This window comes from Ensifer sp. BR816 (assembly GCF_000378985.1).
Classification (GTDB): domain Bacteria; phylum Pseudomonadota; class Alphaproteobacteria; order Rhizobiales; family Rhizobiaceae; genus Sinorhizobium.
Genome location: NZ_KB905370.1, coordinates 5083556 through 5104026, shown reverse-complemented (window position 1 = coordinate 5104026; position 20471 = coordinate 5083556). Strand labels below are relative to the sequence as shown.

23 protein-coding genes are annotated in these 20471 nt (G+C 63.5%); 11 read left to right on the top strand and 12 right to left on the bottom strand.

What is annotated here, in order from left to right; all coding sequences use genetic code 11:
* The first annotated feature begins 8 nt into the window (after nt 1–8).
* Nucleotides 9–749 carry an SDR family NAD(P)-dependent oxidoreductase gene (locus tag RHIBR816_RS0124485; protein WP_018239244.1) on the top strand — a complete coding sequence of 247 codons (741 nt, stop codon included), beginning with the start codon at nt 9–11 and terminating at the stop codon, nt 747–749.
* Nucleotides 750–825: 76 nt separating this feature from the next.
* Here RHIBR816_RS0124485 and RHIBR816_RS0124480 read toward each other — a convergent pair whose 3' ends face one another.
* The 4 genes from RHIBR816_RS0124480 to RHIBR816_RS0124465 all read right to left on the bottom strand — a co-directional run bounded on the left by RHIBR816_RS0124480 (nt 826) and on the right by RHIBR816_RS0124465 (nt 6283).
* A complete protein-coding gene (locus RHIBR816_RS0124480) occupies nt 826–1704 on the bottom strand; it encodes a phosphatidylcholine/phosphatidylserine synthase (protein ID WP_018239243.1) in 879 nt (292 codons plus the stop codon).
* 9 nt (nt 1705–1713) lie between these two features.
* Nucleotides 1714–2412 carry a phosphatidylserine decarboxylase gene (locus RHIBR816_RS0124475; RefSeq protein WP_018239242.1) on the bottom strand — a complete coding sequence of 233 codons (699 nt, stop codon included), beginning with the start codon at nt 2410–2412 and terminating at the stop codon, nt 1714–1716.
* A 106-nt stretch (nt 2413–2518) separates the two neighbouring features.
* A complete protein-coding gene (locus RHIBR816_RS0124470; protein WP_018239241.1) occupies nt 2519–4411 on the bottom strand; it encodes an ABC transporter ATP-binding protein/permease in 1893 nt (630 codons plus the stop codon).
* 204 nt (nt 4412–4615) lie between these two features.
* On the bottom strand, nt 4616–6283 hold the full coding sequence (locus RHIBR816_RS0124465) for a LysM peptidoglycan-binding domain-containing protein (protein ID WP_018239240.1): 1668 nt from the start codon (nt 6281–6283) through the stop codon (nt 4616–4618).
* Nucleotides 6284–6524: 241 nt separating this feature from the next.
* Here RHIBR816_RS0124465 and RHIBR816_RS0124460 point away from each other — a divergent pair, with 241 nt between their 5' ends.
* A complete protein-coding gene (locus RHIBR816_RS0124460) occupies nt 6525–7142 on the top strand; it encodes a TIGR00730 family Rossman fold protein (protein ID WP_026187385.1) in 618 nt (205 codons plus the stop codon).
* A gap of 1 nt (nt 7143) precedes the next feature.
* On the opposite strand, the gene rarD is transcribed toward RHIBR816_RS0124460, so the two are convergent.
* From rarD to cysS, 7 genes are all read right to left on the bottom strand, one after another.
* Nucleotides 7144–8082, bottom strand: coding sequence for an EamA family transporter RarD (rarD, locus tag RHIBR816_RS0124455; protein WP_018239238.1), 939 nt, complete (start codon nt 8080–8082; stop codon nt 7144–7146).
* 176 nt (nt 8083–8258) lie between these two features.
* Nucleotides 8259–9875, bottom strand: coding sequence for a citramalate synthase (gene cimA, locus RHIBR816_RS0124450; protein ID WP_018239237.1), 1617 nt, complete (start codon nt 9873–9875; stop codon nt 8259–8261).
* A gap of 52 nt (nt 9876–9927) precedes the next feature.
* Complete coding sequence (gene pip / locus RHIBR816_RS0124445; RefSeq protein WP_018239236.1) at nt 9928–10890, bottom strand: prolyl aminopeptidase; 963 nt, start codon at nt 10888–10890, stop codon at nt 9928–9930.
* Entirely contained in the window at nt 10887–11387 is a 501-nt protein-coding gene (locus RHIBR816_RS0124440) for a GFA family protein (RefSeq protein WP_026187384.1), read from the bottom strand. The genes pip and RHIBR816_RS0124440 overlap by 4 nt, the downstream gene beginning before the upstream one ends.
* Entirely contained in the window at nt 11387–11863 is a 477-nt protein-coding gene (locus tag RHIBR816_RS0124435) for a GFA family protein (RefSeq protein ID WP_018239234.1), read from the bottom strand. The genes RHIBR816_RS0124440 and RHIBR816_RS0124435 overlap by 1 nt, the downstream gene beginning before the upstream one ends.
* Nucleotides 11863–12342 (bottom strand): GFA family protein, encoded by a 480-nt coding sequence (locus RHIBR816_RS0124430; protein WP_018239233.1) that lies wholly within the window; start codon nt 12340–12342, stop codon nt 11863–11865. Before RHIBR816_RS0124430 ends, RHIBR816_RS0124435 begins: the two co-directional genes overlap by 1 nt.
* A 23-nt stretch (nt 12343–12365) precedes the next feature.
* Nucleotides 12366–13766: a cysteine--tRNA ligase gene (gene cysS / locus RHIBR816_RS0124425; RefSeq protein ID WP_018239232.1), complete on the bottom strand. Its 1401-nt coding sequence runs from the start codon at nt 13764–13766 to the stop codon at nt 12366–12368.
* A gap of 510 nt (nt 13767–14276) precedes the next feature.
* Between cysS and RHIBR816_RS38070 the strand changes: the two genes are divergently transcribed.
* Entirely contained in the window at nt 14277–14432 is a 156-nt protein-coding gene (locus RHIBR816_RS38070; protein ID WP_018239231.1) for a hypothetical protein, read from the top strand.
* Nucleotides 14433–14443: 11 nt separating this feature from the next.
* Here the strand turns inward: RHIBR816_RS38070 and RHIBR816_RS0124415 are convergent, their stop codons facing one another.
* The gene (locus tag RHIBR816_RS0124415) at nt 14444–15205 is read right to left on the bottom strand and encodes an SOS response-associated peptidase (RefSeq protein ID WP_018239230.1); all 762 of its coding nucleotides are present in this window, start codon (nt 15203–15205) and stop codon (nt 14444–14446) included.
* A 58-nt stretch (nt 15206–15263) separates the two neighbouring features.
* Between RHIBR816_RS0124415 and RHIBR816_RS0124410 the strand changes: the two genes are divergently transcribed.
* The 8 genes from RHIBR816_RS0124410 (at nt 15264) to RHIBR816_RS0124375 (ending at nt 20471) form a co-directional block, all read left to right on the top strand.
* A complete protein-coding gene (locus RHIBR816_RS0124410) occupies nt 15264–15734 on the top strand; it encodes an NUDIX hydrolase (protein ID WP_018239229.1) in 471 nt (156 codons plus the stop codon).
* A complete protein-coding gene (locus RHIBR816_RS0124405) occupies nt 15731–16171 on the top strand; it encodes a TIGR02301 family protein (protein WP_018239228.1) in 441 nt (146 codons plus the stop codon). The genes RHIBR816_RS0124410 and RHIBR816_RS0124405 overlap by 4 nt, the downstream gene beginning before the upstream one ends.
* Before the next feature lie 158 nt (nt 16172–16329).
* Nucleotides 16330–16599, top strand: coding sequence for a hypothetical protein (locus RHIBR816_RS0124400; RefSeq protein ID WP_018239227.1), 270 nt, complete (start codon nt 16330–16332; stop codon nt 16597–16599).
* A gap of 14 nt (nt 16600–16613) precedes the next feature.
* Entirely contained in the window at nt 16614–17366 is a 753-nt protein-coding gene (locus RHIBR816_RS0124395; protein WP_018239226.1) for a hypothetical protein, read from the top strand.
* Nucleotides 17367–17500: 134 nt separating this feature from the next.
* Nucleotides 17501–18352 (top strand): folate-binding protein YgfZ, encoded by an 852-nt coding sequence (locus RHIBR816_RS0124390; RefSeq protein ID WP_018239225.1) that lies wholly within the window; start codon nt 17501–17503, stop codon nt 18350–18352.
* Entirely contained in the window at nt 18349–18957 is a 609-nt protein-coding gene (locus RHIBR816_RS0124385; RefSeq protein ID WP_018239224.1) for a YfbR-like 5'-deoxynucleotidase, read from the top strand. Before RHIBR816_RS0124390 ends, RHIBR816_RS0124385 begins: the two co-directional genes overlap by 4 nt.
* A gap of 1 nt (nt 18958) precedes the next feature.
* Nucleotides 18959–19498, top strand: a complete 540-nt coding sequence (locus RHIBR816_RS0124380; protein WP_018239223.1) for a tyrosine phosphatase family protein — start codon at nt 18959–18961, stop codon at nt 19496–19498.
* Nucleotides 19446–20471: an NAD regulator gene (locus RHIBR816_RS0124375; protein WP_026187383.1), complete on the top strand. Its 1026-nt coding sequence runs from the start codon at nt 19446–19448 to the stop codon at nt 20469–20471. The genes RHIBR816_RS0124380 and RHIBR816_RS0124375 overlap by 53 nt, the downstream gene beginning before the upstream one ends.

Here is a 20471-nt window from a genome sequence, read left to right as displayed (position 1 = left end):
ACAACACAATGACGCTCAATCTGAAAGACCGGATCGCCGTCGTCACCGGTGCATCGCGCGGTATTGGCTATTTCACTGCCCTCGAACTCGCCAAGGCCGGCGCGCATGTGATTGCCTGCGCCCGCACCGTCGGCGGTCTTGAGGAGCTCGACGACGCCATCAAGGCGGTCGGCGGCTCTGCGACGCTCGTCCCCTTCGACCTCGCCGACATGGCTGCGATCGACAAGCTCGGCGGCGCCGTCAACGAACGCTGGGGCAAGCTCGACATCATGGTCGCCAATGCCGGCGTGCTCGGCACCATCTCGCCGATCGGCCATGTCGAGGCCAAGGTCTTCGAAAAGGTGATGACCATCAACGTCACCGCAACCTGGCGCCTGATCCGCTCGCTCGAGCCGCTGCTCATCAAGTCCGATGCCGGTCGCGCGCTCCTCCTCTCCTCGAGTGCTGCGCACAAGTGCAAGCCCTTCTGGGGCCCCTACTCCGCCTCCAAGGCAGCCGTCGAGGCGTTGGCGCGCACCTGGGCACACGAAACGCAGCGCCTGCCGCTCCGCATCCTCAGCGTCGATCCGGGTGCGACGCGCACCGCGATGCGGGCCCAGGCGGTGCCGGGCGAGGATCCTGCGACCGTGCCCCACCCCTCCGAGGTCGCGGCCGCGCTGATGCCCCTTTTCGGGCCGGAGCAGACCGAAACCGGCAAGCTGTTCATCGTTCGAGAAAAGAAGATCGTGGACTACCGCATGCCGGAGTAATCGGCCTCTGCGTGTCCCACAAAAAAAGCCACCGCGATGTCTCGCGGTGGCTTTTTCGTTCGCAACGTATTTGCGGTCAGTCGGTATCCCCCGGGAGGCCATCATTTCCCTGGCCGGCGGGCCAGTCGCCATATTTCCGCTGCCAGGAGCGGGCGCCGAACGGCAGGGTAAGCAAATAGCCGACTGCCGTCACGACCATCGTCTCCCAGGTGTAGGTCATCAGCGTCGCGACGTAGAGGACGACGACCAGGATGGCCGGGAGCACCAGATCACGGCGAACGCGGTTCTCGGACTTGCCGGACCAGACCGGGAGACGGCTGACCAGCAGAAATGCGATCAGCACGGTATAGAACGCCGCGATCAAGGCGAAGGTCCTGCCGGGCGCCAGCCCCAGCAGGCCGATATAGACCGGCAGCAGCACCAGCATGGCGCCGGCCGGTGCCGGAACACCCACGAAATATTCCGATTGCCAGGCCGCCTTGACGGGGCGCTCGGCCATGACGTTGAATCGGGCTAATCTCAGGCCGACCGCGATCGCATAGATCAGCGCCGCGATCCAGCCGACGGAGCGCGCCTGGTCGAGCAGGAAGACGTAAAGGACAAGGGCGGGTGCGACGCCGAAATTGATGATGTCGGCAAGCGAGTCCATCTGCACTCCGAAGCTCGACGTCGCCTTGAGCAGCCGTGCCACGCGCCCGTCGATGCCATCCAGGAAGGCGGCAAGCAACACCATTGCGACGGCGAGTTCGAAGCGGTTCTCGAAGGCAAGGCGGATGCCGGAGAGTCCCGCACAAATCGCCAGGACGGTGATCGTGTTCGGAACCATCAGGCGCAGCGGGATTTCCCGCAGCCGCGGGCCACGCGCCTTCTCATGCGCTTCGTTGTCATGAGCATCGTTCGTGTCGACCGCAACTTCCTGGGTCTCAGCCGAATCTTCCTGCCGGGGATTTTCCATGACCGTTCCTCACGCGCGTCGGCTGATGACCGGCCCCTTCGACGAGCCGAACTCGGCAATCACCGTCTCGCCGGCAATGGCCTTCTGGCCGAGACTGACACGGGGCTGCGCGCCTTCCGGGAGAAACACATCGACGCGCGAACCGAACCGGATGAGGCCGAAGCGCTCGCCACCTTCCAGCGAAGCGTTTTCCGTCGTCCAGCAGAGAATGCGCCGCGCAACCAGGCCGGCGATCTGGACGACGCCGACGGCGCCGTGGCTCGTTTCGACAACAAGACCGTTGCGTTCATTGTCCTGGCTCGCCTTGTCGAGTTCGGCATTCAGGAAACTGCCGGCCCGATAGGCTATGCGCCGGACGGTCCCGCTCATCGGCGCGCGGTTCACATGGCAATCGAAGACGTTCATGAACACGGAAATGCGCAGCATCGGCTCCGAGCCGAGCCCCAGTTCCTCCGGCGGCGTGACCGTGGCGATCGACGATACACGCCCGTCGGCCGGGCTGATGACGAGATCGTCGTCGATCGGCGTCATGCGTTCCGGATCGCGGAAGAAATAGGCGCACCAGGCGGTCAACAGAAAGCCGATCCACATCAGCGGTTCCCACAGGAAGCCGAGAATCAGGGAAACCACAAAGAAGATGGCAATGAAGCGATAGCCTTCCTTGTGCACCGGGACGAGCGTGTTGCGGACCGTTTCGACCAAGCTCATGAACTTACTCCAGATATGACGCGGAACGTGAACTAGCGCGATTTCGAGGCCCCGGCAACGGCGAAGGCCATGGCAATTGCGACGACGCGGCCTGCAGCGACCCTCGTCAAGCCGCCGGCGCGCCGCGGTCGACGATGCCGAGATCGTCGCGCTCGCGCACCCGCTTCAATTGCTCCTCGGCTTGCGTTGCCTCGCGCTGGCGGTTCCACATGGATGCGTAGAGACCGTCGCGATCGATCAATTCGCCGTGTGTGCCCCGTTCGGCTATAACACCATCCTTCAGCACGATGATCTCGTCGGCGTTGATGACGGTCGACAGGCGATGCGCGATCACGAGCGTTGTGCGGTTGCGCGACACGACGTCGAGTGCGGCCTGGATTTCCTGCTCCGTCTTCGTGTCGAGCGCGGAGGTCGCCTCGTCCAGGATCAGAATCGGCGGCGCCTTCAGGATGGTCCGCGCAATCGCGACGCGCTGCTTCTCGCCGCCCGAGAGTTTCAGCCCACGCTCACCGACCATCGCTCGATAGCCCTCCGGCAGGCCGCGGATGAAGTCGGCAATCTGCGCCGCATCGGCGGCCACCTCGACCTCGGCGTCCGAGGCCGTGATCCGGCCGTAGCGGATGTTGTAGGCGATCGTGTCGTTGAAGAGCACCGTGTCCTGGGGAACCATGCCGATCACGCCCCGCAGGCTGTTCTGGGTGACGTCGCGCACATCCTGATCGTCGACGGTGATCGAGCCCCGCTGCACGTCGTAGAAACGATAGAGCAGCCGCGAGAGCGTGGACTTGCCCGCCCCGGACGGGCCGACGACCGCCACCGTCTTGCCGGCGGGGACCTCGAAGGAGATACCCTTGAGGATGGGTCGGGCCGGATCGTAGGCGAAATGCACGTCCTTGAAGGCGATCGCGCCTCGCTCGATCGATAATTCCTTCGCATCTGGCCTGTCGACCACCTCAGCTTCGACGTCGAGGAGATCGAACATGTGCTCGATGTCCGTCAGGCCCTGACGGATTTCGCGATAGACGAAACCGATGAAGTTCAGCGGAATGGCAAGCTGAATCAGCATCGCGTTGATGAAGACGAAGTCGCCGATGGTCTGCTCGCCGCTTCTCACGGCGAGCGCCGAAATCGTCATCATCACCGCCGTGCCAGCGCCGAATATCAGCGCCTGGCCGAAGTTCAGCCAGCCGAGAGAGGTCCAGACCTGTGTGGCGGCGCGTTCGTAGCGCTCCATCGACTTGTCGAAGCGCTTCGCCTCCATCTCTTCGTTGCCGAAATATTTGACGGTCTCGAAGTTGAGCAGCGAATCGATCGCCTTGGTGTTCGCATCGGTGTCGCTGTCGTTCATCGACCGTCGAATGGCGATCCGCCAGTCGCTGGCGCGCACGGTGAACCAGATGTAGAGCCAGACGGTGATGGCCGTAATGAGGAGATAGCTGAAGCCGTAGCCCCACCAGAAGATCACTGCGGTCAGCAGAAACTCGATCAATGTCGGGACGCTGTTCAGGATCGTGAAGCGAACGATCGTCTCGATGCCCTTGGTGCCCCGTTCGATGATGCGCGAGAGCCCGCCGGTGCGCCGCTCCAGATGGAAGCGCAGCGACAATTGATGCATGTGGACGAAGGTCCTGTAGGCAAGCTGCCGCACGGCATGCTGGCCGACGCTTGCAAAGAGGGCGTCGCGGAACTGGTTGAGCCCGGATTGCAGCAGGCGCGCCAGATTGTAGGCAAGCACCAGCATGACCGCGCCGGTCAGGAATTGCGGCAGGAAGCCGAGTGCGTCCGGCTTGTTGTTCAGCGCATCCGTCGCCCATTTGAAGAAATAGGGAACGAGAACGAGGACCACCTTGGCGGCGACAAGGATGATCGTCGCCCAAACGACCCGAAGCTTGAGATCTGGGCGGTCGGCCGGCCACATATAGGGCCAGAGATTGGCGATCGTACCCAATGGATTGGCGGCATCGGCGGAAACCGTCTTCTTCTGGTTCTGGGGTGCCACGTATCTGCTTCCAATGCTCTTGGATCACGGCGATGCCGAACACTCGAGATCCAAAACGTCAACCGAGAGATCGGGAACCGCTTACGATCGCCGGCGATTCCCTTGCGGGTCAATGAAAAGCGGCGTCCTTGAAGACGCCGCCGTTTCTTACAGATAGGTCTACCCCCACGCCACCGCAATGGAACTGCGGTGGAAGACTGATAATTATTCGCGTCTCACACGCTTGCGATGCATCTCCCGCGATTCCACGTCGGAAAGAGCCTCGTTCGGAACCCCGAACACTTGGCCGGGGCGGATCAGGTCGGGATTGTCAATCTGTTCGCGGTTGGCGAGGTAGATCGTCGTGTAACGCACGCCCTTGCCGTAGACGCGGCGCGAAATCTGCCAGAGCGTGTCGCCACGGCGGATGATCACGGATTCCTTGCTTTCCTTGAGCGGCGGCTGCTCGATCGTTGCGGGCTGTACGTCCGCCGGAGCGGATGCGGCGATCTCTTCGCCCGAAGGCTTGTTCGCGTTGTTCGTCGCGCTGTCGGGCTTCGGCGGTTCGGCCGCGTCGCTCGCCGTGGCCTGGGGCTTGGCCGAGGCCACAAGCGCAGTGCCGCTCGCCTGCTGCGACAATGCGGGTCCGATGACCCCGTCAACTTTGCCAAGCGTCGCAACGACGCTTGCCGGGTCCTGCGGCGAATTTCTCAGGAGTTTCAAAGCCTCGGCGGCTGCCTTGGAAGCCTCGGCTGCCGCGGCGGTCTGTGCCGCATCGGAAGTCTCGGCCGGCTTGAACTCGGAGAGTGATTTCAGCGCAAATTCCGTTGCCGAGCGGGCGGCGGCAAGCTGTTCGGCGGAGGGCTGCTTGCCATCGGTGAAAAGCCCCTTCAGCAGGGTGAGCGCCTTGCCTGCCTCCGTCCTCAGGCCATCGAGTCCTGGGGCAGCGTGTTCCGAGGAGGAACCGGCAATCGCGGCGACCTGCGTGCCGGCCGGCCTGTCGAAGGGCACGGAGGCGCGCATCGCTACCTTGGTGGCGTCCTCGCTCATCATGTCCGCGCGGATGATGTGGCTGCCGACGGCGAGCTCGACCGTGCCATCGACGATGAAATGCCCCTTGTCGTCCGCCTTCATCTCGCCGACGAGCTTGTCGTCGGCATAGATGCGCACCAGTGCCCCCGGTTTCGCATTGCCGGCCACGAACATCCTCTGGCCTTCGATCTCCACAGCCGTCACCTGCAGGCCGGACACGATGTTGGAAGGTGTCGGCATCGCAGGTGTTGCCTCCGTAGCGCCGTTCTGCGTCGCGGGCGCGGCCGCAGTCTCGGTCCCCTTGGCATCTGCCTTCGGCGTCGTGATCAGCCGGCTTGCCTCGCCCGGTTTGGAGACCATCGCCAGCAGTTGGCCGCCCGGCTCCTTCGGCACGGAAACGGTGGCGATCTCTTCCGAGACCTTGCTGGCGCCACCGGCGCCGAGGCTTCGGAGCGTCAGCTGGTGGTCGCCGGCCGCAAGCGGCTTGTCGAAGACGGCGGCGAAGTCTCCAGCCGCGTTGACATCGGCCGTACCGACCACGGTATCGCCGCTCAGAATTTCCAGCTTGGTACCCGGCTGGGCACGGCCGGCGACGACGGTCGACCCATCCGGCTCGACGCGAAGAAGGTCAAATCCTGGAACGGTCAAGTCTGCGGTCGCAGCCCCCTGCTCCTGCGCCCCACCTTGGACCTTGCCGGCGGGCGCCGCGCCTGCGGTCTCGCTGCCGCTTGCCGCAGGTTGCGCGGTCATTTCCTTGTCATCGTCATTCAGATTGAGGTTCGGCTGAACCACGAAGACCATCAACGCGGTCGCAATCGCCAGCACACCGAGGGCCACCCAGCTGGCCTTGTTCTTTATCATGCCACTCTCCACGGGAGCGGAGCGATCTCCGCACATGCCCCTTCATCGGCTTACAACGGGCAAGCCATTGATGCATTATAGCGCAACGGCGGTCGACCGTCCGAATTCTTCAATGTATTACTGAAATTGCTAACGTTTCCTATAGTTGGGCACAAGCTTCGACTGCGGACACAAGCACCAGCGCGACGGGTTTTCGCGCATTTTCCTTGACCCGTGTTGCGCTGCAATGTCTTTTGCCTTCATGAGCAAGCACCCTGCCCCGATTCGATCCGTCTGCGTTTATTGCGGTTCTCAGCCCGGACGTGATCCGGCGCATATCGAGGCGGGCCGCACTCTCGGGAAATCGATCGCCGATCATGGACTGCAGCTCGTCTATGGCGGCGGCACGCGCGGCATCATGGGCGCCGTGGCAAGCGGCGTGCTCTCGGCCGGCGGTCACGTCACCGGCATCATTCCCGAGTTCCTGATGGACAAGGAAGCGACCCGCCACTCGCTCGGCCAGCTCAACGAACTGATCGTCACCGGCGACATGCATGAGCGCAAGCACACGATGTTCGAGCGGGCGGACGCCTTCATAGCGCTGCCCGGCGGCATCGGCACGCTGGAAGAGATCGTCGAGATCATGACCTGGGCGCAGCTCGGCCGTCACCGCAAGCCGATGGTGTTCGGCAATATCAACGGCTTCTGGGCGCCGATGCTCGAACTCCTCCAGCACATGCGCGAGCAAGGCTTCGTCCACACGGCCCATCTGGTACAGCCGCTGGTGATCGACCGGGCCGAGGACATCGTGCCCGGTATTCTGGCTTCCGCCGCCGCGAACGGTCGCGAGGGCGAAACCGAGATCATCGCCAAACTCTGAGCTACTCCGCCGGCGTCGGCTGTGCGGCACGGCGAGCCCTGCTTTCGGCCAGCATCGCTCCCGAATAGATGAAGAGCGCTGCCCAGATCAGCGCGAAGGCCACGAGTTTCGCCGCGCCGAAGGGTTCGTGGAAGACGAAGACGGCGATCACGAAGATCATCGTCGGGGCGATATATTGCATGATGCCGATGGTCGAGAGCCTGAGGAGCTTGGCGCCATTGGCATAGATCATCAGCGGCACGGCCGTGACGAGACCACAGGACAGAAGCAGGACCACGTCGGTCATGGTCGTGTCGCCGAAATGCCCTTGCCCCGTCGCTTCGAGCCAGATGATGTAGCCGATCGCCGGGATACTGAGCAGGACCACTTCGAGGAAGAAGCCCTGGTTCGGGCCGATCGGCAGGGTCTTGCGGAAAAATGCGTAGAAGCCCCAGGAGATGCAGAGCCCGATCGATACCCACGGCAGTCCGCCAGCGTCGAAGGCGAGCACGGCGACGGCGAGTGCGGCCAGACCGATCGCCACCATCTGGGCCGGGTTCGGTCGTTCCTTGAGCAGGAGGGCGCCGAGGAAAATCGAAAACAGCGGGTTGATGTAATAGCCGAGCGCCGTCTCGATCGCCCGCCCGGCACCGATCGCCCAGACATAAATGCCCCAATTGACGGTGATGAGGGCAGCCGTCAGCGTCGCCATCTTCAGCATGCGCGGCGAGCGTAGCGCGGTCTTGATCTCCTGCGTGCGACCGAGCCACAAAAGCACCAGCCCGGCGAGCGGCACCGACCAGACGATGCGGTGTGCGACGACTTCGGGCGCGGGGATGTGCGCCACCGCCTTCATGAAAAAGGGCAGGAAACCCCAGAGCAAGTAGGCCGTCAGCGCGAAGGCGAACCCTCTCGCGGAATCGGTATTCTCGGCGGGCTGTTTCGCGTTCGGTTCGGCCATGAGCTTGATCCTGAAACTTAAACCGGGGCCAAGCGGGGTTGCTCCGGTCTCAATCGACGGCCAGTCGTCGGCGGAGAACTGCCGTCGCTCCTCCCTGCGTCCTACTCCAACGAACGGTGATGCACCAATTCATTTCCGTGAACCGATGCATGAGCGGCGCTGAACGCGGCGCAGGTCTATTCGGCGGCAATCAGCCCGACCCGGTCGCGATTCTTGAGCAGCTTGTAGACGATGCTGTCCATCAGCGCCTGGAAGGACGCGTCGATGATGTTGTCGGAGACGCCGACCGTCCACCAGCGCGCGCCGGTCCGGTCCGTCGATTCGATCAGCACGCGGGTGACGGCCCCGGTGCCGCCGTTCAAGATACGCACCTTATAGTCGGCGAGTTCGAGATCGGCGATCTCGGACTGGAATTTGCCGAGATCCTTGCGAAGAGCAAGGTCGAGCGCATTGACGGGACCATGTCCCTCGGCGACCGACATCATCACCTCGCCGTCGACGATGACCTTGACCACGGCCTCCGACACGGTCTTCAGATTGCCGTTCGCATCGAAGCGGCGCTCGACCATGACCCGGAAGCTCTCGACATGGAAGAATTCCGGCACGGTGCCGAGGATGCGGTTGGCGAGCAGGGTGAAACTCGCATCCGCCCCCTCATAGGCATAGCCGGTCGCCTCGCGCTCCTTGACGACCTCGATCAGCTTGTCGAGCCGCGGATCGTCCTTCGGGACCGTGATGCCGCGCCGCTTGAGCGCGTTGATGAAATTTGCCTTGCCGCCCTGGTCGGAGACCATGACCTTGCGCAGATTGCCGACCGACTCGGGCGCCACATGTTCGTAAGTCCGCGGATCCTTCAGGAGCGCCGAGGCGTGGATGCCCGCCTTGGTGGCAAAGGCCGAGGCGCCGACATAGGGCGCCTGCGGGTCCGGCGAGCGATTGAGGAGTTCGTCGAAGGCGTGGGCAAGCGTCGTCAATTCCTGCAGTTTGTCGGCGTCGATCGCGAGCTCGAAGCGCCCTGAATAGGCTTCCTTCAGCGCAAGCGTCGCAATCAGCGTTACCAGATTGGCGTTACCGCAGCGCTCACCGATGCCGCTCAGTGTACCCTGTATCTGCCGCACGCCGGCTTCGACTGCGGCGAGCGAATTCGCCACCGCCTGGCCGGTATCGTTATGTGCGTGGATGCCGAGATTCGCGCCCGGCACACCGGACGCCATTACGGCGGAAACGATCTCGCGGATCTCAGGCGGCTGCGTGCCGCCATTGGTGTCGCAGAGCACCACCCAGCGCGCGCCCGCCTCAAGCGCCGTTTTTGCACAGGCGATCGCATAGACGGGGTTTGCCTTGTAGCCGTCGAAGAAATGCTCGCAATCGACCATCGCCTCGCGCCCGGAGGCGATGACCGCCTCGACCGAGGCACGGATATTCTCGAGGTTTTCCTCGTTCGAACAGCCGAGCGCCACCTCGACATGATAATCCCAGCTCTTGGCGACGAGACAGATGGCATCGCTCTTGGCCGCCAGCAGCGCATTGAGGCCCGGGTCGTTGGAGGCGGAGACGCCGGCGCGCTTGGTCATGCCGAAGGCGACGAAGGCGGCCTTCTGCGTCCGTTTCTTCGTGAAGAACTCCGTGTCGGTCGGATTTGCCCCCGGATATCCACCCTCGACATAGTCCATTCCGAATTCGTCGAGCATGGCGGCAATGGCGATCTTGTCCTCGACGGAAAAGTCGATGCCGGGCGTCTGCTGCCCGTCCCGAAGCGTCGTGTCGAAGAGATAGATGCGTTCCTTGGTCATGGCTCGGTCCAAAATGCGAGTCTAGAAAACAGCGCGGGTTGTAACCATCCCGCTATTCGGTCTTTCCGGCGAATTTGTCGGTCGCGCGGATCAGGCGATCGAGAATGCCCGGCTCGGAATAGGCATGGCCCGCCCCCTCGATCAGATGGAATTCTGCCTCCGGCCAGGCCTTGTGCAGCAGCCAGGCGTATCTGGCCGGGCACGGCATGTCGTAGCGCCCGTGGACGATCACCCCAGGAATGCCGTGCAGCCTGTGCGCATCGCGCAACAATTGCCCTTCCTCGAGCCAGCCGGCATTGACGAAGAAATGGTTCTCGATCCGCGCAAAGGCGTCGGCAAATTCCTCATCCTCGAAGCGGTTACTGGTCGCCGGCTCGGGCAAGAGCGTGATCGTCTCGCCCTCCCATATGCTCCAGGCCTTGGCCGCCGCAAGCCGCGTCGCCCGGTCATCGCTCGTCAGACGGCGGTGGTAAGCGCGCATCATCTCGTGACGCTCCTCCGGCGGGATCGGGGCGACGAAGCGTTCCCACTTGTCCGGAAACATCTCCGAGACGCCAAACTGATAATACCAGTCGAGTTCGGCCCTGGTGAGCATATAGATGCCCCTGACGACGAGCTCGGAAACGCGGTCGGGATGCTTTTCGGCATAGGCGAGCGCCAGCGTCGAACCCCAGGATCCGCCGAAGACCAGCCATTTTTCGGCGCCGGCCATTTCCCGCAGCCGTTCGATATCGTCGACGAGATGCCAGGTCGTATTGGCCTCGATCTCCGCATGCGGGGTCGACTTGCCGCAGCCGCGCTGGTCGAACAGCGTCACATCGTAGAGCGCCGGATCGAAGAGGCGGCGATGGCTGGGCGAGATCGTGCCGCCGGGACCGCCATGCAGGAACACGGCCGGCTTCGCCCCGGGCGTGCCTACCCTTTCCCAGTAGATCACATGACCATCGCCAACATCGAGATGACCGGAAGCATAGGGCTCGATTTCCGGATAAAGGGTTCTGAGCGGAGCACTCACGGCAGGTCTTCCTCGGGTGGCCAGTGAATAGTGTCGAAATCGGGGTGCTGACGGTTCGATTCCAGCACGCGCAGATGGCGCGCGGCGGCTTCTTCGCTGCCATCGTCCGTGTCTCTCTCGGGAAGTCTCGGCAGATGCGAAAACCAGATCATCCGCGACTCGACGCCCGACTGATAAACGGGTGGGACGTCATCCGGATCGTCAAGCGAGCCGAGTGCGATATTGAGAAAAGTCTCGCCCGGCATGTCGTAGAAGAGCGGCGTCCCGCAATTGCGACAGAAGCCGCGCCGCACCAGATCCGACGAGCGGAACCAGGAAGGCTGGCCGCGCGTGACAGTCAGATCCTCGCGAGCGATATTGGCAAGCGGCAAGAAATAATTACCTGCCGCCTTCTGGCACATGCGGCAGTGGCAGATATGGGGATCGTCGAGCGTGCCCTCGGCGCGGTAGCGCACCTGACCGCATTGGCAGCCGCCCGTGAAAATGCGCCGGATCATCACGTCCAGGCCCCGGACGCCGGCCATTGCTCCGTCTCGTGATCGGGATGCTGGAAGGAAATGATCTGTTCCTGCCGCGCATAATAGTCCTGATCATCGTGGACCGGCTGGTTGAAGATCGTTTCGACCCAGGGTAGGCGCGCCTGGTAGTTGACCTGGATCTGCGGCGCGAGATCGGAGCGGTCGTCGAAGGCCCCGATCGCGATTTCCAGCCCGCCGGGATGGCGATACGTCAGCGGTGTGCCGCATTTCGGGCAAAAGCCGCGATCGATGTTGATGGAAGACTGGAAGTAGCTCGGTTCGTCGCGTGTCCATTCGACCCCATCCTTCGGCGCCGTCACCAAGGCGGAGAAGAAGGAGCCGAACTGCTTCTGGCACATCCGGCAATGGCAGATCGACGGGCGCCCGAGCTCGCCGCGGATACGGAAACGGACCGAACCGCACTGGCATCCTCCGGTTCTCACGGCGTCACTCATCATCTCTCCTCCGGGGGCCAGGTTTTGGTGTCATGATCGGGATGCTGATAGGAAACAAGATCGGCCAGGTAAGAAGCCTCGTCGGAGTCGTTCATCGTCTCCTCGCCGCGAAGGGTCGGCACACGATCGACATAGGGCAATTTCGCCTCGGTACCCCACTGAATGGTCGGCGCGATGCCTTCCGGCCTGTCGAAAGCGGCAATCGCCAAGGCCATGCCGTCAGGCGCCTCGAAGGTGAGCGGCGTACCGCAATCGCCGCAGAAGCCGCGCCACACCGCGTTGGATGACTGGAACCGCTTTCGCTGCCCGCGTGTCCAGGCGACTTTCGCCCCGCGCACGGAAACAAGCGGCAGATAGAAATTGCCGCTCGCCTTCTGGCACATGCGGCAATGGCAAACCGAGGCATCGCCGAGCTTGCCTTCGACGCGGAAGCGGACCGCACCACATTGGCATCCGCCGGTATGGATTTCGTCAGCCATGTCTTCCTCCTCGTCAGCCGCGATCAGGTCTGTGACCGTTTCACTTCCCAGGTCGTCACCCGTTCGCCGGTTTCCGGATCCTTGCCGTCCTTGAGCTGGACGCCGCGGGCCACGAGATCGGCGCGGATTGCATCAGCCTCGGCATAGTTCTTCGCCTTCAGGAACTCGAGGCGGGCACGCACGCGGCCGTCGATCTCCTCTACGACCGCCTCATCGAGCTCGATCTCCTTCGGCAGCACGCCGATCAGCGCGGCGCTCGCGGCGAAGGCGCCGAGATGCTGCGCATCGGCCGACGCCTTCTGCGCCAGGCCATGCAACGCCTGGATCGCCGCGACCGTATTGAGGTCGTCGGCAAGCGCCGCCACGACGGCTGCGTCCGCCTCACCGGTCGCCTCACCGGGCACCGGCCATCTGGAGAGCAGGTGCTCGGCCTCTTCCAGGCGCTTCAGCGAAAAATCGATCGGCTCGCGATAGTGCGTCATCAGCATCGCCAGCCGCAGCACCTCGCCCGGCCATTTGCGGCCGCCGAATTTCTCCGTGTGCAGCAGTTCGTAGATGGTGACGAAATTGCCCTCGGACTTCGACATCTTGCGGCCTTCGACCTGCAGAAAGCCGTTGTGCATCCAGACATTGGCCATGACATCCGTGCCGTGCGCGCAGCGCGACTGGGCGATCTCGTTCTCGTGATGCGGGAAGATCAGATCGAGCCCGCCCCCATGGATGTCGAAGACTTCGCCGAGATAGCGGACGCTCATCGCCGAGCATTCGATATGCCAGCCGGGCCGGCCGCGTCCCCAAGGGCTTTCCCAGCCGGGCTCGTGCTGCTGCGAGAGCTTCCAGAGCACGAAGTCGCCTGGATTTTTCTTGTGGGCCTCGACCGCGACACGGGCACCCGCCTGCTGCTCGTCGAGGTTGCGCTTGGAAAGCTGACCGTAATCCGCCATCGACTTCGTGTCGAAAAGCACCTCGCCCTCGGACTCGTATGCATGGCCCTTGGCGATGAGCTTTTCGATGATCTCGACCATCTGGGGAATGCTCTCGGTGGCGCGCGGCTGCACCGTGGGCTCGAGGCAGCCGAGCACCGCGGCATCGTCCAGGAACTGCGTCTCGGTCTTTTCGGTCACACGCCGGATCGCTTCGTTCAGCGGCAGGCCGGGATAGTCGCGCAAGGCGCGTGCGTTGATCTTGTCGTCGACGTCCGTGATATTGCGCGCATAGGTGACCTGGCTTTCGCCATAGACATGGCGAAGCAGCCGGAAAAGCACGTCGAAGACGATGATCGGCCGCGCATTGCCGATATGGGCATAGTCGTAGACGGTCGGGCCGCAGACATACATGCGGACGTTCCGAGGGTCGATCGGCCGGAAATCGGCCTTTTCCCGCGTCAGCGTGTTGTACAGCTTCAAAGTTGGCACTCCGCCCATCCCAATTCTCCAAGACCGCATGCAACCGTAACACTATACGCCCGGGCCGGCCCGCACGTTTGTCATCTTGGATTTCGGGAGACGAAAACGGCCAGGCCAGCGGATCGCTAGCGAATAATCTTCCGGCAAATAATGCAGATAACCGTTTTCATGGCGATCCTTATCGCGCGTCGCATGGCGCCGGTCAAGAGGCCGGCAGCATGCAAGCAGAGGTCGGCACCACCAAGAGAACCTGTCATGGATTTGTCACGATTTGGCCGGACCGGGTTTGTCACGCGGGACCCTGATTCGCGCTGCAATCCGCTGCCGCGTCGGCTCATGTTTCCTGCGGAACAAGAAGAAACGCGTTTTCGGGCACAAATGCGAAGGCGAGACGTTTCCATTTTACAGGGCCGTGCGTCTCATTAAGCGCACAAGGTCGCTGTAGCACTTTGAATTGCTGCATGTTTTGACACAATCGGCTCCGATTCAAGGAAACATGCAGCGGGGAAGCATCAAGGAGATCTGAAAGTGAAGCCCGCCAAAACCACCAATCGCAAGCCGCCGGCCGCAAACCTGGTGGCTCAGTATCGTCCGCTCGGCCTCCGGGCCGTGGTCGCCGCCGCCCTACAGGTCAAGGCGAAGCCGGCCGGCGGCAAAAAACACGTCAAGCGTCCCGCCCGATAGGGGCGAACCGGTCAGAAGAGCGACATCTGCCGGCTGTCGCCGTCGTCGACGCGGACCTTTGTCGCCGGGATCGGCGTGATCTCCTCCTGGAGATCGCGCCCGGTATTGGCGACCTTGTTGACTTTGTCCGACACTGGTACCGCCTCGAACAAATCCTCCTGCGCCGGGACCATGAGATCGGCCACCTCCCGGGGTTCCTGCGTCCTGCAGTCCAGCCAGCGGGCGAAGTCTTCCGGCTGGATCACCACCGGCATGCGATCATGAACATGCTGGATCGCCTTGCTCGCACCGGTCGTCAGGATCGCTGCCGTATCGACTTCCGAGCCATCGGCGGATGACCAGGTTTCCATCAGGCCGGCGAAGGCAACGATGCCACCCTTTTTCGGCCGGACCCAATAGGCCTGCGACGCCTTTCCACTGCCCTTCGGTGGGCGATGCCATTCATAGAAGCCGGACGCCGGCACCAGAATACGGCGGTGTCGCATCGCCGCACGAAAGGCGGCCTTGCCGGTCGCGGTTTCGGCGCGTGCATTGATGAGCAAAGGAAAGGTGCGCGGGTCCTTGACCCAACCTGGCGTGAGGCCCCAGCGGACGAGCATGGCCTTGCGGTCGGGCAGGTTGCTACCCGGCTCCGCCCGCTCCGAAGCGACGACGATGAGGATTGGTTGCGTCGGCGCCACGTTGAACCGCGGCGGAAAATCGTCCACGTTCAAGAGGCCAAACAGTTCCAGCAGTTCTTCCGGGGTCGCCGTCAGCGCAAAACGTCCACACATGACATCGGTGTGGCATTTCACGTAGGATGGGTCAACGACCATGCGAACCCAGATCCCTATGCCGCTTCTACCCCAGCTTGCCTCCTCCGCCATTCTCGAACGCGATGGGCGCTATCTGCTCGTCCGCCGAGCCAATCCGCCGTCGGCGGACATGTATGCTTTTCCGGGCGGCCGGGCGGAGCCCGGCGAAACGCCCGCGGAAACCGCGTTGCGCGAACTCGCCGAGGAAACCGGAATCTGCGGCCGCGACCCGGTTCTTTTCGAGACCTACGATCTTGTTCCGAGCCACGCGGAGAGCCGACATTTCCTGCTCTCTGTCTTCACGGTAGCGGCGGATGCCGATTGCGACGCCGTTGCTTCCGACGATGCCGCGGACCTCGGCTGGTTCACGCCGGAGGAGATTTTCGCCCTGCCCATTCCCGAGAGTGTGCGTCATTGTGTGGAAAAGCTGACCCGTCTTCGGCCGTCCGCCCGCCCGGACCGCGACGCTCTTGCAAGCGGAGCCGATTCGGATTTGATGGAGCCATGACCGTTGCGCCCCTCATTTTCCGAATACTCCTCGCCGGCACCGCACTCGCGATCCCAGCGGGCGCTACCGCGCAGGAGGCCACTCCCGCCCCTCCGGAAACGCACGCCACCCCGCCTCCTGTCGAAGACAAGCCCCCGCCCTATGAACAGCGCCTCATCCGCCTGGCCGAAATCCTCGGATCGGTTCACTACCTGCGCAATCTCTGTCTCAACCAGCCCGAAGATGGCTGGCGGCGTTCGATGCAGGAGCTGATCGACAAGGAGACGGCCGATGAGCCGAAACGGCGCGAGCGTATGACGGCCGCATTCAACCGTGGGTATAGAACCTTCGCCTCGGTCTATACGGCCTGCACGGAGCCAGCGACGCTCGCCGAGGAACGATACCGTGCCGAAGGTGCAACACTCGCGTCCGAAATCGTCGCGCGCTTTGGAAATTAGCGGGAAATTAACCTCTTTTTCCGGGAGGCCGTGTCGTTTCGGGAAAAGACTGATAAGTTGTTAAGAGAGTGATAAGAGGTGACCCGCCCGTCTGCCCGTTCAGTTACGGTTCAGCGGATAGGCGCTAGGTTAAGCCAAGTGTACGTGATGGAAGCCGCATGGAACGAATGATGGAACCAAGCCTGACCGACATCGACGACATGATCGTTCATGAGAAAATGCAGGCAGCGCTGGAACACCAGAACGAAGCCTGGGCGGACGGCATGGCGGATGGGATCGAGCCGGAAATCATTGCCGACGCGGCGATAGCACTGGCCATGCGGGAAACCATTCGGCTGCATGGCGAAGACGGCGCCGAGGCCATGCTGAATTCGCTTCGTGAGCGCATGCTCGCCGGAGAATTCTCGCCGCAGCGGTCAATTCAATAACATCGGGACTGCCCATGACCCGGAACCTTGCAGGCCGTACCGGAGCGGTGCGCCTCGTCATGCTGTTGGCGGGCGCCGCATCTTACGTCCCGATGGCGGCTCCGGCTGCATTTGCATTGAGTGAACTCAAAGGCGCACCTCCTCCCGCCGCTGCTGACAGTGCGGAGAACGCGGCACCGGCGGAGGCGCCTGAAGAGGCCGAGCCGGCCGACCAGGTGCCGCTCGAAATTCCGATGCCCGATCCGCTCGTCGACAAGGCCGCGACCGGGACCAAGGATGCCGCGCCCGAAGTGGTCCAGCCGGTCGAGGTCCTGACCGACGTCTCGAAAATTCCGGCTCCAGTCGCACGCATGCGCGAACTCATCGTCGAGGCGGCGGCCTCCGGCGACATCGAGCGGCTTCGTCCCCTGCTCGGCAAGGGACCGACCCAGACTCAGGTGAGCGGCAGCGGCGGCGAGGAAGATCCGATCGCAACGCTGAAGGGTCTGTCCGGCGACCAGGATGGCGTCGAGATCCTGGCGATCCTGCTCGATGTCCTTTCGACCGGCTTCGTCCTTGCCGACAAGGGCACGCCGGAGGAAGCCTATGTCTGGCCCTATTTCGCCGAAAAGCCGTTGTCTTCCCTGACCCCTCCGGAGAAGGTCGACCTTTTCCGGCTGGTGACCGCCGGCGATTTCGCCGGGATGGAGGAACTGGGCAACTACAATTTCTACCGCGTCGGGATCACGCCCGACGGCCAGTGGAAATTCTTCGTCGCCGGCGACTGAGCATCCTCGATCAGTTGACGAGGGCGGGACGGCGGCGGAAAACCGCTTCGCACCTTTGCGCATCCCGCTCTGTGCGCTTGCCCTTAAGCAGCGGAAATCCTACCTCTTCATCAAAGAGAACGGGATTCGAAACCATGCCCAAACTTCGCCTCGACGATCGTGCGCTGATCAGCGTTTCCGGCAAGGACGCCGACGCCCTGCTGCAGGGCCTGGTCACCACCGACATCGGCGCGCTGGCCCCGGATGAAGCACGGCCGGGTGCGCTGCTGACGCCGCAGGGCAAAATCCTCTTCGACTTCCTGGTCTCCCGCGATGGGGAGGCGCTGCGGCTAGAAACGTCCCGGGACCAGGCCGAGGCGCTGTTAAAGCGGCTGACCATGTACAAGCTGCGATCGGTGGTGGAGCTCTCCCTCCTCACGCCGGCGCCGGTCGCAATCGTCTTCGGGGAGGACCGGCGGCCCGAGGCCAGCTACCGCGACCATCGTTTCGAGAAAGCAGGCATTTCCGTATTCCGTCTCTATCACCAAATCGCCGGCGCGGAGGCCGGCGTCGCCGATTACGACCGGCTGCGGATCGCAGCCGGCATCGCCGTGGTGGACCGTGACTACGCGCTGCAGGACGCCTTTCCGCATGACGTGCTGATGGATCTGAACGGCGGCCTCTCCTTCCGCAAGGGATGCTATGTCGGCCAGGAGGTCGTCTCGCGCATGCAGCACCGCGGTACTGCGCGGCGGCGTGTCGTGATCGTCGCCGGCGAGGCACAGCTCCCGCCGACCGGCACGAGCCTTTCCGTCAATGGCCGCCCGATCGGCGCGCTCGGCACCGTTCAGGACAAGGCGGGTCTGGCAATCGTGCGGATCGACAAGGCGGGCGAAGCGATCGCCAAGGGCGAGCCCATTCTCGCCGGCGATGTGCCGGTTACACTGACATTGCCCGCTTGGACCGGCCTCGCCTTTCCGGCCGAGGCGGACGAGGCGAGCGCATGATGAATGCGCGCGCCTGGCAGCGGATGCTTTCCGGCCGACGGCTCGATTTGCTCGATCCCTCGCCGCTTGATGTCGAGCTTGCCGACATCGCCCACGGACTTGCCCGGGTGGCCCGCTGGAACGGCCAGACGACTGGCGACCACGCCTTCTCTGTCGCCCAGCACAGCCTGCTAGTCGAAGACATCTTTCGCCGCACCAATCGCTGCAACGCCGCCGATTGCCTGATGGCGCTCCTTCACGACGCGCCCGAATACGTCATCGGCGACATGATTTCGCCATTCAAGGCCGTGGTCGGCGGCGGTTACAAGGCGGTGGAGAAGCGCCTCGAAGGCGCCGTTCATCTGCGCTTCGGCCTGCCGCCCCATACCCCTAAGGAGCTCAAGGAGCGGATCAAGAAGGCCGACCGCATCGCCGCCTATTTCGAAGCGACGGAACTTGCCGGCTTTGCACCGGAGGAAGCGCGCAAGTTCTTCGGGCAGCCGCGCGGCGTCACCCGCGAGACCCTGCTGATCGATCCTTTGCCGGCGGTCGATGCACAGCGGCTTTTCGCCGAGCGTTTCACATCGCTGGAGACGGAACGCGCCAAGACGAGCCAGGAGGCCTGACATGGCGGGCATCGTCATCTCCCCGCTCGGCCGCATCGCGGAAATGGCTGTCCGCCACGGTTGCCGCGAGATGCTCAGCCTGGTGGCAAAGGGTCAGGATTTTCACCGCCCGGCGGTGATCGACGGGGCGAGGCATCTGAAGATCGGTGTCAACGATATCAGCTTTGCCGGAACGGGCGACTTGATCGCGCCGCAGGAGGCGCATGTCGTGCAGATCATCGACTTCGTCCGCAACTGGGACCGATCCCGCCCGCTGCTGGTCCATTGCTGGATGGGAGTCTCCCGCTCGCCCGCCGCGGCGCTGATCGCGGCGCTTGCCGTCGAACCGGACCAGGACGACGACGCGCTGGTAAAGCGCCTGCGGCTCGCCTCGCCCTTTGCGACGCCGAATGCGCGGCTCGTGGAGATCGGCGATCTGGCGCTGGCGCGACAGGGGAGGCTCGTCGCCGCGGTGCGGGCGATCGGTCGCGGCGCGGACGCCGACGGCAATGCCCCGTTCCTCCTGCCGCTTCTTCCGGAAGAAGGGCACGATGCAGACTGAAGGGATGCCGGCCACCGTCGAGATTGGCCTCAACGCGGTCATTGTCGCCGTGGTCAACCGCAGTCCGCGCATCCTCGCGGTCAGCGAAACGGACGGTGACACGCGCGACGGCCTGCCCTTCGGACCCTTCGACCCGGCGCGCCACCGCACCTTCGAGGCCAGCCTGCGCGCCCGCGTCGAAAAGCGAACGGCGCTGAAGCTCGGCTATATCGAGCAGCTCTACACCTTCGGCGATCGCGGTCGCCAGCGCCTGCCCGGTGAAGAAGGCAAGCACATGGTCTCCGTCGGCTATCTGGCGCTGACGCGCACGGATGCCGAGAACAACGAGAGATTGGCGGAAGCCGGCGCCCATTGGCGGGATTGGTACGGCTACCTGCCTTGGGAGGACTGGCGCCAGGGACGTCCTCACGTGCTCGACCAGGCGATTCTGCCCGCACTCAGCCGCTGGGAAGCCGGCCCCAATGGCGACGAGAAATCCGCTGCGAGCGCGCAGCGCCGGTCGCGTGTGCGGCTGGCCTTTGGCCTCGACGATTTTCCCTGGGACGAGGAACGCGTGCTGGAACGCTACGAGCTGCTTTACGAAGCCGGGCTGGTGCGCGAAGCGGTGATCGACGGCCACTGCGGTAAACCCGACAAGCCGGCGGCCGGGCTGGCGATGCGGCACGACCATCGCCGCATCGTCGCGACCGCCGTCGCCCGGCTGCGTGGCAAGATCAAATACCGACCCGTGGTCTTCGAACTGATGCCGCCGGAATTCACCCTTACCGACCTTCAGGCGACGGTCGAGGCGATCTCCGGCCGCCATCTGCACAAGCAGAACTTCCGCCGGCTGGTCGAGGGCGCCGAACTCGTCGAACCGACCGGGGGGACGCTTGCATCGACCGGCGGCCGGCCGGCTGCACTTTTTCGCTTCCGCCGGCAAATTCTCGACGAACGCCCTGCCCCCGGCCTCAAGGTCGGCGGAGGAAGATGA

Excerpts from the sequence above, each read along its gene's own strand:
- RHIBR816_RS0124485 (WP_018239244.1), top strand. The coding sequence starts at position 9 with ATGACGCTCAATCTGAAAGACCGGATCGCCGTCGTCACCGGTGCATCG.
- RHIBR816_RS0124480 (WP_018239243.1), bottom strand. The coding sequence starts at position 1,704 with ATGGAAAATCCCCGGCAGGAAGATTCGGCTGAGACCCAGGAAGTTGCG.
- RHIBR816_RS0124475 (WP_018239242.1), bottom strand. The coding sequence starts at position 2,412 with ATGAGCTTGGTCGAAACGGTCCGCAACACGCTCGTCCCGGTGCACAAG.
- RHIBR816_RS0124465 (WP_018239240.1), bottom strand. The coding sequence starts at position 6,283 with ATGATAAAGAACAAGGCCAGCTGGGTGGCCCTCGGTGTGCTGGCGATT.
- RHIBR816_RS0124460 (WP_026187385.1), top strand. The coding sequence starts at position 6,525 with ATGAGCAAGCACCCTGCCCCGATTCGATCCGTCTGCGTTTATTGCGGT.
- rarD (WP_018239238.1), bottom strand. The coding sequence starts at position 8,082 with ATGGCCGAACCGAACGCGAAACAGCCCGCCGAGAATACCGATTCCGCG.
- cimA (WP_018239237.1), bottom strand. The coding sequence starts at position 9,875 with ATGACCAAGGAACGCATCTATCTCTTCGACACGACGCTTCGGGACGGG.
- RHIBR816_RS0124440 (WP_026187384.1), bottom strand. The coding sequence starts at position 11,387 with ATGATCCGGCGCATTTTCACGGGCGGCTGCCAATGCGGTCAGGTGCGC.
- RHIBR816_RS0124435 (WP_018239234.1), bottom strand. The coding sequence starts at position 11,863 with ATGAGTGACGCCGTGAGAACCGGAGGATGCCAGTGCGGTTCGGTCCGT.
- RHIBR816_RS0124430 (WP_018239233.1), bottom strand. The coding sequence starts at position 12,342 with ATGGCTGACGAAATCCATACCGGCGGATGCCAATGTGGTGCGGTCCGC.
- cysS (WP_018239232.1), bottom strand. The coding sequence starts at position 13,766 with ATGGGCGGAGTGCCAACTTTGAAGCTGTACAACACGCTGACGCGGGAA.
- RHIBR816_RS0124415 (WP_018239230.1), bottom strand. The coding sequence starts at position 15,205 with ATGTGTGGACGTTTTGCGCTGACGGCGACCCCGGAAGAACTGCTGGAA.
- RHIBR816_RS0124410 (WP_018239229.1), top strand. The coding sequence starts at position 15,264 with ATGCCGCTTCTACCCCAGCTTGCCTCCTCCGCCATTCTCGAACGCGAT.
- RHIBR816_RS0124405 (WP_018239228.1), top strand. The coding sequence starts at position 15,731 with ATGACCGTTGCGCCCCTCATTTTCCGAATACTCCTCGCCGGCACCGCA.
- RHIBR816_RS0124400 (WP_018239227.1), top strand. The coding sequence starts at position 16,330 with ATGGAACGAATGATGGAACCAAGCCTGACCGACATCGACGACATGATC.
- RHIBR816_RS0124395 (WP_018239226.1), top strand. The coding sequence starts at position 16,614 with ATGACCCGGAACCTTGCAGGCCGTACCGGAGCGGTGCGCCTCGTCATG.
- RHIBR816_RS0124390 (WP_018239225.1), top strand. The coding sequence starts at position 17,501 with ATGCCCAAACTTCGCCTCGACGATCGTGCGCTGATCAGCGTTTCCGGC.
- RHIBR816_RS0124385 (WP_018239224.1), top strand. The coding sequence starts at position 18,349 with ATGATGAATGCGCGCGCCTGGCAGCGGATGCTTTCCGGCCGACGGCTC.
- RHIBR816_RS0124380 (WP_018239223.1), top strand. The coding sequence starts at position 18,959 with ATGGCGGGCATCGTCATCTCCCCGCTCGGCCGCATCGCGGAAATGGCT.
- RHIBR816_RS0124375 (WP_026187383.1), top strand. The coding sequence starts at position 19,446 with ATGCCCCGTTCCTCCTGCCGCTTCTTCCGGAAGAAGGGCACGATGCAG.